The sequence below is a fragment of the Streptomyces mobaraensis genome (genome assembly GCF_020099395.1).
In the GTDB taxonomy this organism is placed as follows: Bacteria; Actinomycetota; Actinomycetes; order Streptomycetales; family Streptomycetaceae; genus Streptomyces.
This window is the reverse complement of the sequence record NZ_CP083590.1, coordinates 6,251,171-6,264,639: the sequence shown is the minus strand read 5'-3', so window position 1 is coordinate 6,264,639 and position 13,469 is coordinate 6,251,171. Positions and strand designations below refer to the sequence as shown.

Sequence of the window (13,469 nt, the reverse complement as noted above, 5' to 3'; positions counted from 1 at the left end):
CATGGTATCGATCCGGGCCGGGGAGCCGCCTCCCGCCCGCCGGGGCGAGGACGCATGGAACGGGCCCCGGGGTTCTCCCCGGGGCCCGTTCCATGCGTGCGATACGGCTCAGACGCGGATCAGCGCGTCCACCGGCGCGTCGCCGAGCACCTTCTCCAGCCGCTCGCGGCCGGGGAGGAAGCCCAGCTCCATCAGGACGGCGACGCCCACGGGCTCGGCGCCGGCCCGGCGGATGAGCTGGAGCGACGCCTCGGCGGTGCCGCCCGTGGCCAGGACGTCGTCGATGACCAGGACCCGGTCGCCGGGGGCGAACGCCTCGGCGTGTATCTCGATCTCCGCCGTGCCGTACTCCAGCTCGTACGCCTGCGACAGGGTCGCGCCGGGCAGCTTGCCGGCCTTGCGGACGGGCACGAAGCCGACCCCGGCCCGGACGGCCACGGGGGCCGCCAGGATGAAGCCGCGGGCCTCCAGGCCGACGACCTTGTCGGCCCGGTAGCGGGCGCACAGCTCGGCGAACGCCTCGGTGAGGGCGGTGAATGCCTCCGGGTCGGCGAGCAGCGGCGTGATGTCCTTGAACACCACGCCCGGCTTCGGGTAGTCCGGCACGTCGTGGATGCGGGAGAGCAGCAGCTCGCGCAGGCCCTCGTCGGCGCCTTCGGCGCTCCAGGCGGTCATCGGCGCTTCCCCCCGCGTCCGCCGCGGTTGCGGCTCACCGGCTGCCGGCGCTGCCCGACCACACCGGCCGGGGAGGCGTCCTGCGGCTCGTCCTCGGCCTCGTCGGCGTCCTGGGCCCCGCCCTCGTCCTGCGCCGAGTCCGCCTTGGCGGCCTGCGCGGCGCGCTTGGCGTGGACGCGCCGGGTGAGGGCCTTCATCTGCGGGTCGCGTTCCTTGAGGTCGGCGACCAGCGGGGTGGCGATGAAGATCGACGAGTAGGCACCGGCCGCGAGGCCGACGAACAGGGCGAGCGAGATGTCGTTCAGCATGCCCGCGCCCAGGAAGCCGCCGCCGATGAACAGCAGACCGGCGACCGGCAGCAGGGCGACGACCGTGGTGTTGATGGAGCGCACCAGGGTGCCGTTGAGGCTGCGGTTGGCGATCTCGCTGTACGTCCAGCGGGTCTGCTTGGTGATGTCCTTCGCGCTCTCCTTCAGGCCGTCGAAGACGACGACGGTGTCGTAGAGCGAGTAACCGAGGATGGTCAGCAGACCGATGACCGTACCCGGGGTGACCTCGAAGCCCACGAGGGCGTAGATGCCCACGGTGATGGTGAGGTCGTGGATGAGGGCGACGAGGGCGGCCAGCGCCATGCGCCACTCGAAGGCGATGGCGAGGTAGATCACCACCAGGACCATGAAGACGCCGAGGCCGGTCCAGGCCTTGTCGGCGATCTCCTCACCCCAGCTGGGGCCGACGATGTCGGTGTTGATGTCGTTGGTGGAGACGTCGAGCTTCTTGGCCAGGGCGAGCTGCGTCGCCTGGGACTTCTCCGGGGTCAGCTCGCTGACCTGGATGCGCAGCTTGCCGTCACCGGTCTTCTGGACGATCGCCGTGTGGCCGGAGGCCTCCTCGGCGACCTGCTTGGCCGCGTCCGTCGAGACCGAGGTCTTGGTGGTGTTGAAGGTCGCGCCGCCGGAGAACTCGATGCCCATGTTCAGGCCGCGCACCGCCAGGCCGACGATGGCCGTGATGGTGATGAGGATCGAGATGCCGTACCAGATCTTCCGCTTGGCGACGAAGTCGTAGCCGACCTCGCCTCGGTAGAGCCGGGCGCCGAGGGTGCCGAGTCGTGACATCTCACGCCTCCTTCGGGTCGACAGGGGCGGAGGGACGACGGCGGGAGGCCCGCAGCGGCGGCTTGGCACCGAGCCGCTTGGGGTCGAGGCCGGACCACGGGTGACCGCTCGCGAAGAACTTGCGGCGGGCGAGGAGCGTCATCAACGGCTTGGTGAAGAGGAAGACCACGACGACGTCGAGCAGCGTGGTCAGACCGAGGGTGAACGCGAAGCCCTGGACCTTGCCGACCGTGACGATGAAGAGCACCGCGGCGGCGAGGAAGGACACGAAGTCGGAGACCAGGATCGTCCGGCGGGCGCGCGGCCAGCCGCGCTCCACGGCGGGACGCAGGCTGCGGCCCTCGCGGATCTCGTCCCGGACCCGTTCGAAGTAGACGATGAACGAGTCGGCGGTGATACCGATGGCCACGATGGCACCGCAGACGGCCGGGAGGTTCAGGGCGAACCCGATGGCCTTGCCGAGCAACACCATGATCGTGTAGGTCAGGACCGCCGAGACCGCGAGGCTGGCGAGCGCGACGAGCGCGAGACCGCGGTAGTAGACCACGAGGTAGATGACGACGAGCGCGAGGCCGATGGCACCGGCGATCAGGCCGGCGCGAAGCTGCTCGCCACCGAGCGCGGCGGAGACGGTGGTCTCCGTAGCGATCTTGAAGGACAGCGGCAGGGCGCCGTACGACAGGATGTTGGCGAGGTCGTCGGCGCTGGACTGGTCGAAGTTGCCGCTGATCTCGGCGCTGCCGCCGGGGATCGGGCCGTTGACCCGGGGGGCGGAGACGGCCTGGCCGTCCAGGACGATCGCGAACCGGTTCTGCGGGTCGGGCTTGGCGGCGAGCTTGCCGGTGATGTCGGCGAACTTCTTGGAGCCGCTGCCGTTGAACTTCAGTTGGACCTGCCAGCCGGTGGCCCGCTGGGTGTCGAGGGCGGCCTTGGCGTCGGTGACGTCCACGCCCTGGACCGCGACGGGGCCGAGGAGCAGCTTCTCCTGGCCGTCCTTGTCGCAGACGACGATGTCGTCCCCGGGCTGACCCTTCTCGCTGGCCTTCTGCGCGGCCTGGGAGCGGGCTTCCTTGGTGGAGCAGTCCAGGGCGGCGAACTGCTTCTGCAGGTCGTTGGAGGGGCCGCCCGAGGGCTTGGGGGACGGCGTGGGCGGCTTGGGCGCCTGCGGGGCCTTCAGGGCCTCCGTGACGGCCCGGCCCTGGCTGTGGGACGAGGACGGAGTGGCGGACGAGCCGGGCGCGGACGCGGTGGGCGTGCCGGAGGGCTTGCCCTTCTTGTCCTTCTCGGCGTCCTTCGCCGTGTCCTTGGGGGCCTTGCTCTTGTCGCCCTTGTCCTTGTCCTTGTCCTTGTCCTTGCCGGCGCCGGCCGACGCGCTCGGCGTGGGCTCGGGCAGCTTCCCGGCGGGCGCGGCGTACAGCACCGGACGGAAGGCGAGCTGGGCGGTGGTGCCGACCTGCTCACGGGCCTGCTTCGCGTTCGTCCCCTTGGGGATGTTCACGATGATGTGATTCTTGCCCTGCGTCTGGACCTCGGACTCGGTCACGCCGAGACCGTTGACACGCCGCTCGATGATGCCCGCGGCCGTGTTCATGTTGGTCGTGGTGATCGCGTTGGGCTGGCCCGGCTGGTTCTTCGCCTCGAGTGTGAAGCTCGTGCCGCCCGCCAGGTCGATGCCCAGGCGGGGGGTGGTCTGCCCGGAGGCGAACATTCCCCCGACGAGCGCCACCATGGCGATCAGGATGAAGGCCAGGACTCTGCCCGGCCTGCCCTGGCCGCCCGGGGACCTGCGGCCCTTCTTCGGTGCTGCCACCTTGTCGTTTCTCCCTGTCCAACCGCCCGGCGTCGGGTGTTCGCCGGGCGGCCACGAAGTTTGTGGGGACCTGCCCCCCGCCGGAGCCTAGACCGTCAGCGAACCGCGACGCACCGAGCGGTGGGTGCGTCGCGGTTCGGGGTGGGGCTACTTCGCGTCGGAGCCGCCGTCCCGCTTGCCGTCCTTCGGCTCGGCCTTGGGCTCCGCCTTGGTGGCGTCCGCGGGCTTCTCCGCCGTCACGGCCTTGTCCTCCGCGGCGGCGTCGGCCTTCGCGGGGGCGTCGCCGGCGGTGTCCTTGCCGAGGTCGATCTTCTTCTCGCCGGCCTTCTCGGCCGCCTCGTCGCCCTCGGTCAGCGAGGAAAGGTCGTCCGGGACGACCGGGGCGTCGTCGTCGGACCCCTCGATGCCGTGGATGATGCGGTTGTACTCGTCGTCCGGCAGGACGGCACCGATGGCGTTCTTCGCGTAGATCGCGTGAACGCCCGGGGCGACCTCCAGGAGGACCGAGTCCTCGCTGACCTCCTTGACGGTGGCGTACATGCCGCCGATCGTCCGCACACCGGTGCCCGGCTGCATGTGGTCGCGCATCTGCGCAGCCTGGCGCTGCTTGTTCTTGGCCGACCGGGTCATCAGGAACATGGCCCCGATGAGCACGATGAACGGCAGGAGAGTCACGATATTCACGGGACGGGATTTCCTTCACACGACCGCTTGGGGATGCGGCCTGGTCTACGGGGGTGGTATGCCGCGCCATACGGACGGCATCGGCGGAGTCTAAGCGAGTCCGCACCAATGGAACAACGCCCAGCATGGCACCCCGGTTCCTGGCCGGACCAGCCCCCGCGCCGTCACTCCGTGAACAGGGAACGCTGTCCGGGCCCGCCCTGTCCGGCCCCGCCCGCACCCCCGGCGACCTGCGGCGGCACCATCCCCAGGTGCTCCCAGGCGGCGGGCGTGGCGATCCGGCCCCTGGGGGTGCGGGCCAGCAGTCCCTCCCGGACGAGGAAGGGCTCGGCGACCTCCTCGACGGTCTCGCGCTCCTCGCCGACGGCCACGGCCAGCGTGGACAGGCCGACCGGGCCGCCGCCGAACAGTTTGAGGAGCGCGGTGAGCACGGCCCGGTCCAGCCGGTCCAGACCGCGGCCGTCCACCTCGTACACCTCCAGGGCCTGCGCCGCGATCTCCCGGGTGATCAGGCCGTCGGCCTTCACCTGCGCGTAGTCGCGGACCCGGCGCAGCAGCCGGTTGGCGATCCGGGGCGTGCCGCGCGAACGCCCGGCGATCTCGGCCGCCCCGCCGTCCTCCACGGTCACGTCGAGCAGCCCGGCGGACCGCCGGACGACGCGCTCCAGCTCGGCGGGGGCGTAGAACTCCATGTGCCCGGTGAAGCCGAAGCGGTCGCGCAGCGGGGGCGGCAGCAGGCCGGCGCGGGTGGTGGCGCCGACCAGGGTGAAGGGCGGCAGCTCCAGGGGGATGGCTGTGGCGCCGGGGCCCTTGCCGACGATGACGTCGACGCGGAAGTCCTCCATCGCCATGTACAGCATCTCCTCGGCGGGCCGGGACATCCGGTGGATCTCGTCGAGGAAGAGGACCTCGCCCTCGGTGAGCGACGAGAGGATCGCGGCGAGGTCGCCCGCGTGCTGGATGGCGGGGCCGGAGGTGATGCGGATGGGGGCGCCCATCTCGGCGGCGATGATCATCGAGAGGGTGGTCTTGCCCAGCCCGGGGGCGCCGGAGAGCAGGACGTGGTCGGCGGTGGCACCGCGCTGCCGGGCCGCCTTCAGGACCAGGTCGAGCTGCTCGCGCACCCGCTCCTGGCCGATGAACTCCTCCAGGTCCTTGGGCCGCAGGGCGGCTTCGACGGCCTGGTCGTCATGATCGGCGACGGCCCCGACGAGCCGCTCGCCGGCGGGGGGTACGAAGTCCACGGTGGAAACCTAGCGGTCGGGGGCGTTTTCAGCCCGTCCGGCGTGTGAGGACAGCGCGCGGAGCGCGGTGCGGGGGGTCCGGGGGGTCCGGGGGGCGAAGCCCCTCGGGAAACTGGGGGCACCTCCCAGCGGTAGCTGGGGGAGAAAGGGCGGGGCCGGGGCGGAACCCACCGCTCACCGAGCCCGGTTCAGCGTCTGCAAAGCAGCTCGCAACAACGAACCGACCTGCGGCGAACCCCCCGCGGCCGCCGCCTGCGGCGCCACGGCCTCAACGGCTTCCTCCGCGTCGCGCGGCGCGTACCCGAGCCCGACGAGCGCGGCGTGCAACTGCTCGCGCCAGCCGGCGGGAGCCGAGGAGACGGCCGCGGCGGCCGGCGCGGACCCGACCGGCGCCCCCAGTCGGTCCTTGAGCTCCAGCAGCAGCTTCTGCGCCCCCTTCTTGCCGATGCCCGGCACGGCGGTGAGCGCCTTCTCGTCACCCGCGGCGAACGCGCGCCGCAGCGCGTCCGGGGAGTGCACGGCCAGCATGGCCTGGGCGAGCCGCGGGCCGACGCCACTGGCGGTCTGCAGCAGCTCGAAGGTCTGGCGCTCGTCGTCGTCGGCGAAGCCGTAGAGGGTCAGGGAGTCCTCGCGGACGACGAGGGAGGTGGCCAGCCGCGCCGGCTCCCCCACGCGCAGCGTGGAGAGCGTGGTGGGCGTGCACTGGACGGCCATGCCGACGCCGCCGACCTCGACGACGGCGGTGTCCGGGGCGAGGGCGGCGACGGGGCCGGAGACGAAGGCGATCATCGGGTGCCCTTCGGGAGGCGTACGGGAGCGGTGGTGCGGCGGTGGGCGGCGACCGCCTGCTGGAGGCGGCCCGTGGCCGGGGCCCGCCAGATGTGGCAGATGGCCAGGGCTAGGGCGTCGGCGGCGTCGGCCGGCCTGGGGGGCGCGTCGAGCCGGAGCAGCCGGGTGACCATGGAGCCGACCTGCGCCTTGTCGGCCCGTCCCGAGCCGGTGACGGCCGCCTTGACCTCGCTGGGGGTGTGCAGGGCGACGGGCAGCCCGCGGCGGGCGGCGCACAGCATGGCGACGGCGCTGGCCTGGGCGGTGCCCATGACCGTGCGCACATTGTGCTGGCTGAACACCCGCTCGACGGCGACGTACTCGGGCCGGTGCTCGTCCAGCCACTCCTCTATGCCACGCTCCACGAGCACCAGCCGCTCGGCGGTGTCCGCCTCGGCGGGCGTCCGGACGACGCCGACGCCCAGCATGCGCAGCGGGCGTCCCGCCGTGCCCTCCACGACGCCGACGCCACACCGCGTCAGCCCCGGGTCCACCCCCAGCACGCGCACCGCGCCCCTCCTTCGGTCAACTGTTCCGGCAGGCTACCGGGCGGCACTGACAACGCCCCGGACCGACAGCGCGACGGGCCGACGGGAGGTGTCCCGTCGGCCCGTCGGCGGCCGCTCGACTGTCGTGCACCGGGCGCCCGTTGAAGATCACGCGCCTGCTGAGGACGAGGCGCCCACAGAGATCAATCGTCCGCAGGGATCAAGCGTCCGCAGGGACCAGACGTCCACAGCGACCAGGCATCCACTGGGATCAGGCGTCGACCTTCGCCATGACGTCGTCGGAGACGTCGAAGTTGGCGAAGACGTTCTGCACGTCGTCGCTGTCCTCCAGGGCGTCGATCAGCTTGAAGATCTTGCGCGCGCCCTCCTCGTCCAGCTGCACCTGCATAGTGGGGACGAAGTTGGCCTCGGCCGAGTCGTAGTCGATGCCCGCCTCCTGGAGCGCGGTGCGGACCGCGACCAGGTCGGTGGCCTCGCTGAGGACCTCGAAGCTCTCGCCGAGGTCGTTGACCTCCTCGGCACCGGCGTCCAGGACCGCGCCGAGGACGTCGTCCTCGGTCAGCTCACCCTTGGGGACGATGACGACGCCCTTGCGGTTGAACAGGTAGGACACCGAGCCCGGGTCGGCCATCGAGCCGCCGTTGCGGGTCATGGCGACGCGGACGTCACCGGCGGCGCGGTTGCGGTTGTCGGTGAGGCACTCGATGAGGACGGCCACGCCGTTGGGGCCGTAGCCCTCGTACATGATCGTCTCGTAGTCGGCGCCACCGGCCTCCAGGCCGGCACCGCGCTTGACCGCGGAGTCGATGTTCTTGTTCGGAACCGACTGCTTCTTCGCCTTCTGGATGGCGTCGTAGAGCGTCGGGTTGCCGTCGATGTCGGCGCCGCCCATCCGGGCCGCGACCTCGATGTTCTTGATCAGCTTCGCGAAGAGCTTGCCGCGCTTGGCATCGATCACGGCCTTCTTGTGCTTCGTCGTAGCCCATTTAGAGTGGCCGGACATCCGCCTGTCTCCTTCGCGTAACCCATACTGAACGAACGACAGAGATCCTACCGGGATCTCAGCCGCGCGAGGCGCGGACCATGTCCACGAACAGCCCGTGCACCCGGTGGTCTCCGGTCAGCTCCGGGTGGAAGGACGTGGCCAGCACGTTCCCCTGCCGCACGGCCACCGTGTGGCCGTCGTGCACGGCCAGGACCTCGACGGGCGCCCCGGTGGACTCGACCCAGGGGGCCCGGATGAAGACGCCCTCGACCGGGCCGCCCGGCACACCGGCCATCTCGACCGACGCCTCGAACGACTCGTTCTGGCGGCCGAAGGCGTTGCGGCGCACGATCATGTCGATGCCGCCCAGAGTCTCCTGGTCCTCGCGGCCGTCCAGGATCTTGTCGGCGAGCATGATCATGCCGGCGCAGGTGCCGTAGACCGGCATCCCGGCCCGCACCCGCTCGCGGAGCGGTTCCAGCATGCCGAAGACCACGGCCAGCTTGGACATGGTGGTGGACTCGCCGCCGGGTATCACCAGGCCGTCGACCTCGGCGAGCTCCTCGGGACGGCGGACCGGACGGGCCGTCGCGTCGGCGGCCGCCAGGGCCACAAGGTGCTCGCGGACGTCGCCCTGGAGGGCGAGGACACCGATGGTGGGGGTGGACACGATCGTCCTGCCTCTCGGTCGTACGGGCCGGTGGGCGGCCCGCGCCTGTGCTGCGGGCCGCCCACCGGGGACTGCGGGGGACTACCAGCCGCGGTTGGCGTACCGCTCGGCCTCGGGGAGGGTGTCGCAGTTGATGCCGACCATGGCCTCGCCCAGGTTGCGGGAGGCGTCCGCGATGACCTTCGGGTCGTCGTAGAAGGTGGTGGCCTTCACGATGGCCGCGGCGCGCTTGGCCGGGTCGCCGGACTTGAAGATGCCGGAGCCGACGAAGACGCCCTCGGCGCCGAGCTGGCGCATCAGCGCGGCGTCGGCCGGAGTGGCGACGCCACCGGCGGAGAACAGCACGACCGGCAGCTTGCCGAGCTCGGCGACCTCCTTGACCAGCTCGTACGGGGCGCGCAGCTCCTTGGCGGCGGCGAAGAGCTCGTTGTTGTCGAGGGCGCGCAGCTTGCCGATCTCGTTCTTGATCTGGCGCAGGTGGCGGACGGCCTCGACGACGTTGCCGGTGCCGGCCTCGCCCTTGGAGCGGATCATGGCCGCGCCCTCGGCGATGCGGCGCAGGGCCTCGCCCAGGTTGGTGGCACCGCAGACGAACGGGGTGGTGAACGCCCACTTGTCGCTGTGGTTGACCTCGTCGGCGGGGGTCAGGACCTCGGACTCGTCGATGTAGTCGACACCGAGCGACTGGAGGACCTGGGCCTCGACGAAGTGGCCGATGCGGGACTTGGCCATCACGGGGATGGAGACGGCGCCGATGATCTCTTCGATCATGTTCGGGTCGGACATCCGGGCCACGCCGCCGTCCTTGCGGATGTCGGCCGGGACCCGCTCCAGGGCCATGACCGCCACCGCGCCCGCGTCTTCGGCGATCTTCGCCTGCTCGGCGTTGACGACGTCCATGATCACGCCGCCCTTGAGCTGCTCGGCCATGCCGCGCTTGACGCGCGCGGTGCCGGTCTCGGGGTTGGGGGACGTGCTGGTGGTGGACACGATGCGACCTCACTATCCGGGGCGTTGATCCTGCAGCGTCATCAAAGCCGTCCGGGCCGTGGGGTGAAAGGGCCAATTTCGGGTGGGTGGCCTGTGCGGGGCGGGAGGTGGCCCGCCCGGCTCAGCCTTCCGGCGGGGCACGGGGCCGGGGCGCGCGCGCCGGCGGCCGTCAGCCGCCCGGCCGGTCGACGAGGGCCGCGGGGGGCTCGTCGTCCATCTCGAAGGCGAGCGGGAAGGGGGCGTGACCGGCCAGCCGGAACCAGCGCACCACCCGGTGCCGGCGCACGGCCCGGGCGGCGCGGACCGCGTCGTTGTGGAAGCGGCGGGCCATCGGCACCCTGCGGACCGCCTGGTCGAGCTCCACCAGGGACTCCTCCCCGCCCGGCGCCTCGCGGACGGCCGTCGTCTGCGCGGTCTCGGCGAAGACCGCGCGCAGCGCCTGGCTCAGCTCGCTCTCGGCGACCTCCCGCTGCTCCTCCTCCGCCTGCCGGGCCGCGTGCGCGGCCTGGTAGAGGACAATCGACGCGGCCGGGTCGAGGACCCCGGCGGTGGCGAGCTCCTGGGCGACCGAGGCGCGGCGCAGCAGTTGGGCGTCCAGGGCGGCGCGCGCCGCGTCGATGCGGCTGTGCAGGCGGTCCAGGCGGCCGGCGGTCCAGCTGAGGTAGATGCCGACGAGGACCAGGGCGGCCACCGTCCACACGAAGATCCAGAGAGAATCCGTCACGCCGGGTCACAGTACCCGCCCGGGCGTCGGCCGACGGCCACTCCCCCGGGCTCTCCGGGCGCCCTCCCCTGAGCTGCTCGGGCGGCCTCCCCCGCGCTCCTCGGGCGGCCTCTCCACCCAGGGGTGGACGACGGGTGGAGAGGCGTCCCGGAGGAATCGACCCGTGCTCCGATCCGTCTCCACCCGGCCCGCGCCTAGCGTCGTGAGGGACAGAACTCCCGTCCACGCGGCGGGGTTTCACCGCTCCCGGGAAACCGTCAAGGCAAGGGGGTCGCCCCATGCGACCGCACGTCCCGCGCGCCAGGCGCGCCCTGCTCACCACACCGATCGTCGTCATCGTCCTCCCGCTGGTGCTGTACTACGTGCTCCGCGCCCAGGGAGCCCCCGCGTGGCAGGCGCTGCTGCTCAGCAGCCTCCCGCCGGTCGCGCACTCCGTTACGGCGGCCGTCAGGGACCGCCGGGTCGGGTACGTCGACCTGCTGGTGATCGGCCTGCTGGTCATATCCGCGGCGACCTCGCTGGTCAGCGGGGATCCCCGGGTGCTGCTGCTGAAGGACGCGGCGCTCCCGGCGGCTCTCGGGCTGGGCATGGGAGCGACGCTGTGGACCGCCCGGCCGTTCGCCTTCCAGTTCGGCCACCAGTTCCGCTCGGGCGCGGCGGCCGAGCGGGCGGAGCGGTACTGGGCCGAGTGCCCCGCCTTCCGGCAGGCCATGCGGTCGCTCACCCTGCTGTGGGCCGCCGCGGAACTGCTCGACGCGCTGCTGAGCACGACGGAGGCGCTGCTCCTGCCCGTCGACGCGGTACCGCTGCTGGGCCGCGTCCAGTCACTGGCCGTCGTGGGCGCGGTGGCGGTCCTCAGCATCCGCCGCAGCCGGCGGTTCCGCGACCGGCACGGGATACCGCTGTTCGGCTTCCGGGAGCCGGCGGGGGCGGAGGAGGCGGAGATACGGGACCGGGCCCCGGACCCGGTGTGAACCGGGGGCTGGCGGACGCTCGGGGCGCGGCCTCGCTGGTTGGGGCTCCGAGGGTCGGGGCTCCGAGGATTGGGGCTCCGACCGCCGCGTCCGTCAGGCCGGCGGCGCGGTGCCGGGGCGGCGGGAAAGCCGCCGAAGCCGGCGTCCGGGTGCTCTCACGGCGCGACGGGAGACCGCGTGCGGCCCGGCCGTTGGGCGTCGGCGGTCTGGGGATCGGGGGCCGGTACGGGGGTCCGGCTCCGGGAACGCGACCCGTGCGCGGGAGCGCTGGCTCCGGCCCCTCGGGGCCGTCCGGGGTTGTCGCTCCGGCGCGGGTTCGAGGCCCGAGGTACAGGCAGGCGGGGTGGGAGGTGGGGAGAGACGGGGGACGGCCGCCCCCTCGAAGGCGGGCTCGGGCTCAACTCCCGCGCGCGAGAAGGGGGGCGCTCCCCAGAGGGCCGGTCACGGCCGGTCACCGACGAGACCCCAAGCCCTGGAGAAGGCGGAAAGGGACTCCCCCGGCCGATGAACCGGACGGCCGGGCCCGGGAGAAGGCGGGGCAGACCCCGAGCCGGGGCTCAGCCCACAGTCGGCACCGGGGTGTCATGCGGCACCAGGACGCTGGGCCCGGGCACCCGGGACCGGTCGCCATGAACCGGACCGGGACGGCCATGGACCCGGACCGGGACGGCCGGGGGTGATCCACTATCGATCCCGGGATCAGTACCGGTACCGACCCCGGGTCACACGCCCCGGCCCGGGTTCAGTCCCGGGCGAGGCCCAGCCGGGCCCGCAGGCCGGTCCGTTCGTCCGTGGCCACGGAGGCCGCGCCGGCGGTGACCGTCTCGTAGACGGCGAGGATGTCGGCGCCGACGGTCGACCAGTCGAAGCGCCGGACGTGCCGGCTGCCCCGCTCGCTCAGTTCCGCCCGGCGGGCGGGGTCGGCGAGGAGGCGGACGGCCGCGGCGGCCAGCGCGTCGGCGTCCTCGTTGGCGAACAGCTCGCCGGCGGCGCCCCGGTCGAGGACCTGGGCGAAGGCGTCCAGGTCGCTGGCGAGGACGGGAGCGCCGGCCGACATCGCCTCGACGAGGATGATGCCGAACGACTCGCCGCCGGTGTTGGGAGCCACGTAGAGGTCGACGCTGCGGAGCAGCCGGGCCTTGTCCTCGTCGCTGATCATGCCGAGGAACTCGACGGCGTCCCGCGCTTCGGGGGGCAGGGCGGCGACGGCCTCCTCCTCGTCGCCGCGGCCGGCCACCAGCAGCCGGGTGCCGGGGCGCTCGGCGAGGATCTTCGGCAGGGCGCGCATCAGGACAGGCAGGCCCTTGCGGGGCTCGTCGATCCGGCCGATGAAGCCGATCGTCGCCGGGCGCGTGGGGTCGGTGGAAACGTCTGGGGGGAGGGAGCTCGGGCCGGGGTCTCCCTCGCCCTCGGGAGCGGCGGCGGCAGGGTCCCCGGGGGCCGCGGCGGCGAAACCCGCCGCACCGAGGCGGGGGTCACCGGACTGGGGTGTGCCCGGTCGTCCGGTCCCGGGCTCCGGGGCAGCGGGCTCGGCGGCACCGGACTCCCGCACACCGGAAGCCGAAGGCGCGCCGGGAGTCGAGGGCGCGGCGGGAGTCGAGGGCGCGGCGGGATCCGGATTCCCGCCGGAGACCGGGCTCCCGCCCGTACGGTCACCGGCACCCGTGTCCATGTCCGTGTCCGCGCCCGTCCATTCCGGGCGCGGCTCGGCGCGGGCGAAGAAGTCGACGTCGACGCCGTTGGGGATGACGACCGCGTCCCCGCCCAGGTGCTCGACCAGGGTCCTGCGGGCGTACTCGCTCACGGCGATGCGCGCGCTGATCTTCTCCAGGGCGGGCTGGAGGATCGGATAGGCGGCGATCATCGCCCGGGAGCGGGGGTTGGAGGTGTGGAAGGTGGCGACGATGGGCCCCTGGGCGGCCCAGCAGGCCAGCAGTCCCAGCGAGGGGGAGGTGGGTTCGTGGATGTGGATGACGTCGAAGTCGCCGTCGTGGAGCCAGCGGCGCACCCGGGCGGCGGAGAGGAAGCCGAAGTTGAGGCGGGCCACCGAGCCGTTGTAAGGGACGGGGACGGCCCGGCCGGCGGAGACCACGAAGGGCGGCAGCGGCGTCCCGTCGTCCGCCGGGGCCAGGACGGAGACCTCGTGCCCGCGCCGGATGAGGTGTTCGGCGAGGTCGCGGATGTGGAACTGGACGCCGCCGGGCACGTCCCACGAGTAGGGGCAGACGATCCCGATCCTCACGGCGCCTCCGTCCCGG

At 72.7% G+C, this 13,469-nt stretch carries 13 protein-coding genes; 1 reads left to right on the top strand and 12 read right to left on the bottom strand.

Going from position 1 to position 13,469, the window contains the following annotated elements; genetic code table 11:
- Nucleotides 1-108: 108 nt before the first annotated feature.
- From K7I03_RS27750 to K7I03_RS27700, 11 genes are all read right to left on the bottom strand, one after another.
- On the bottom strand, nucleotides 109-675 hold the full coding sequence (locus K7I03_RS27750; protein ID WP_185943559.1) for an adenine phosphoribosyltransferase: 567 nt from the start codon (nucleotides 673-675) through the stop codon (nucleotides 109-111).
- Nucleotides 672-1,793, bottom strand: a complete 1,122-nt coding sequence (gene secF, locus K7I03_RS27745) for a protein translocase subunit SecF (protein WP_185943560.1) — start codon at nucleotides 1,791-1,793, stop codon at nucleotides 672-674. Before secF ends, K7I03_RS27750 begins: the two co-directional genes overlap by 4 nt.
- 1 nt (nucleotide 1,794) lies before the next feature.
- The gene (secD, locus tag K7I03_RS27740; protein WP_185943561.1) at nucleotides 1,795-3,603 is read right to left on the bottom strand and encodes a protein translocase subunit SecD; all 1,809 of its coding nucleotides are present in this window, start codon (nucleotides 3,601-3,603) and stop codon (nucleotides 1,795-1,797) included.
- A gap of 147 nt (nucleotides 3,604-3,750) precedes the next feature.
- Nucleotides 3,751-4,287, bottom strand: a complete 537-nt coding sequence (gene yajC / locus K7I03_RS27735; protein ID WP_185943562.1) for a preprotein translocase subunit YajC — start codon at nucleotides 4,285-4,287, stop codon at nucleotides 3,751-3,753.
- 164 nt (nucleotides 4,288-4,451) lie between these two features.
- A complete protein-coding gene (ruvB, locus tag K7I03_RS27730; protein ID WP_185943563.1) occupies nucleotides 4,452-5,531 on the bottom strand; it encodes a Holliday junction branch migration DNA helicase RuvB in 1,080 nt (359 codons plus the stop codon).
- 174 nt (nucleotides 5,532-5,705) lie between these two features.
- Nucleotides 5,706-6,320 carry a Holliday junction branch migration protein RuvA gene (gene ruvA / locus K7I03_RS27725; protein ID WP_185943564.1) on the bottom strand — a complete coding sequence of 205 codons (615 nt, stop codon included), beginning with the start codon at nucleotides 6,318-6,320 and terminating at the stop codon, nucleotides 5,706-5,708.
- On the bottom strand, nucleotides 6,317-6,868 hold the full coding sequence (gene ruvC, locus K7I03_RS27720; RefSeq protein WP_185943565.1) for a crossover junction endodeoxyribonuclease RuvC: 552 nt from the start codon (nucleotides 6,866-6,868) through the stop codon (nucleotides 6,317-6,319). Before ruvC ends, ruvA begins: the two co-directional genes overlap by 4 nt.
- A gap of 250 nt (nucleotides 6,869-7,118) precedes the next feature.
- Nucleotides 7,119-7,871 carry a YebC/PmpR family DNA-binding transcriptional regulator gene (locus K7I03_RS27715; protein WP_185943566.1) on the bottom strand — a complete coding sequence of 251 codons (753 nt, stop codon included), beginning with the start codon at nucleotides 7,869-7,871 and terminating at the stop codon, nucleotides 7,119-7,121.
- 58 nt (nucleotides 7,872-7,929) lie between these two features.
- Nucleotides 7,930-8,523, bottom strand: a complete 594-nt coding sequence (pdxT, locus tag K7I03_RS27710) for a pyridoxal 5'-phosphate synthase glutaminase subunit PdxT (protein ID WP_185943567.1) — start codon at nucleotides 8,521-8,523, stop codon at nucleotides 7,930-7,932.
- A gap of 81 nt (nucleotides 8,524-8,604) precedes the next feature.
- On the bottom strand, nucleotides 8,605-9,513 hold the full coding sequence (gene pdxS, locus K7I03_RS27705; protein ID WP_004942331.1) for a pyridoxal 5'-phosphate synthase lyase subunit PdxS: 909 nt from the start codon (nucleotides 9,511-9,513) through the stop codon (nucleotides 8,605-8,607).
- A gap of 169 nt (nucleotides 9,514-9,682) precedes the next feature.
- On the bottom strand, nucleotides 9,683-10,237 hold the full coding sequence (locus K7I03_RS27700) for a LemA family protein (protein WP_185943568.1): 555 nt from the start codon (nucleotides 10,235-10,237) through the stop codon (nucleotides 9,683-9,685).
- 278 nt (nucleotides 10,238-10,515) lie between these two features.
- Here K7I03_RS27700 and K7I03_RS27695 point away from each other — a divergent pair, with 278 nt between their 5' ends.
- On the top strand, nucleotides 10,516-11,211 hold the full coding sequence (locus tag K7I03_RS27695) for a VC0807 family protein (protein ID WP_185943569.1): 696 nt from the start codon (nucleotides 10,516-10,518) through the stop codon (nucleotides 11,209-11,211).
- Nucleotides 11,212-11,953: 742 nt separating this feature from the next.
- Here K7I03_RS27695 and K7I03_RS27690 read toward each other — a convergent pair.
- A complete protein-coding gene (locus tag K7I03_RS27690; protein ID WP_185943570.1) occupies nucleotides 11,954-13,453 on the bottom strand; it encodes a glycosyltransferase family 4 protein in 1,500 nt (499 codons plus the stop codon).
- Between the last annotated feature and the right edge of the window lie 16 nt (nucleotides 13,454-13,469).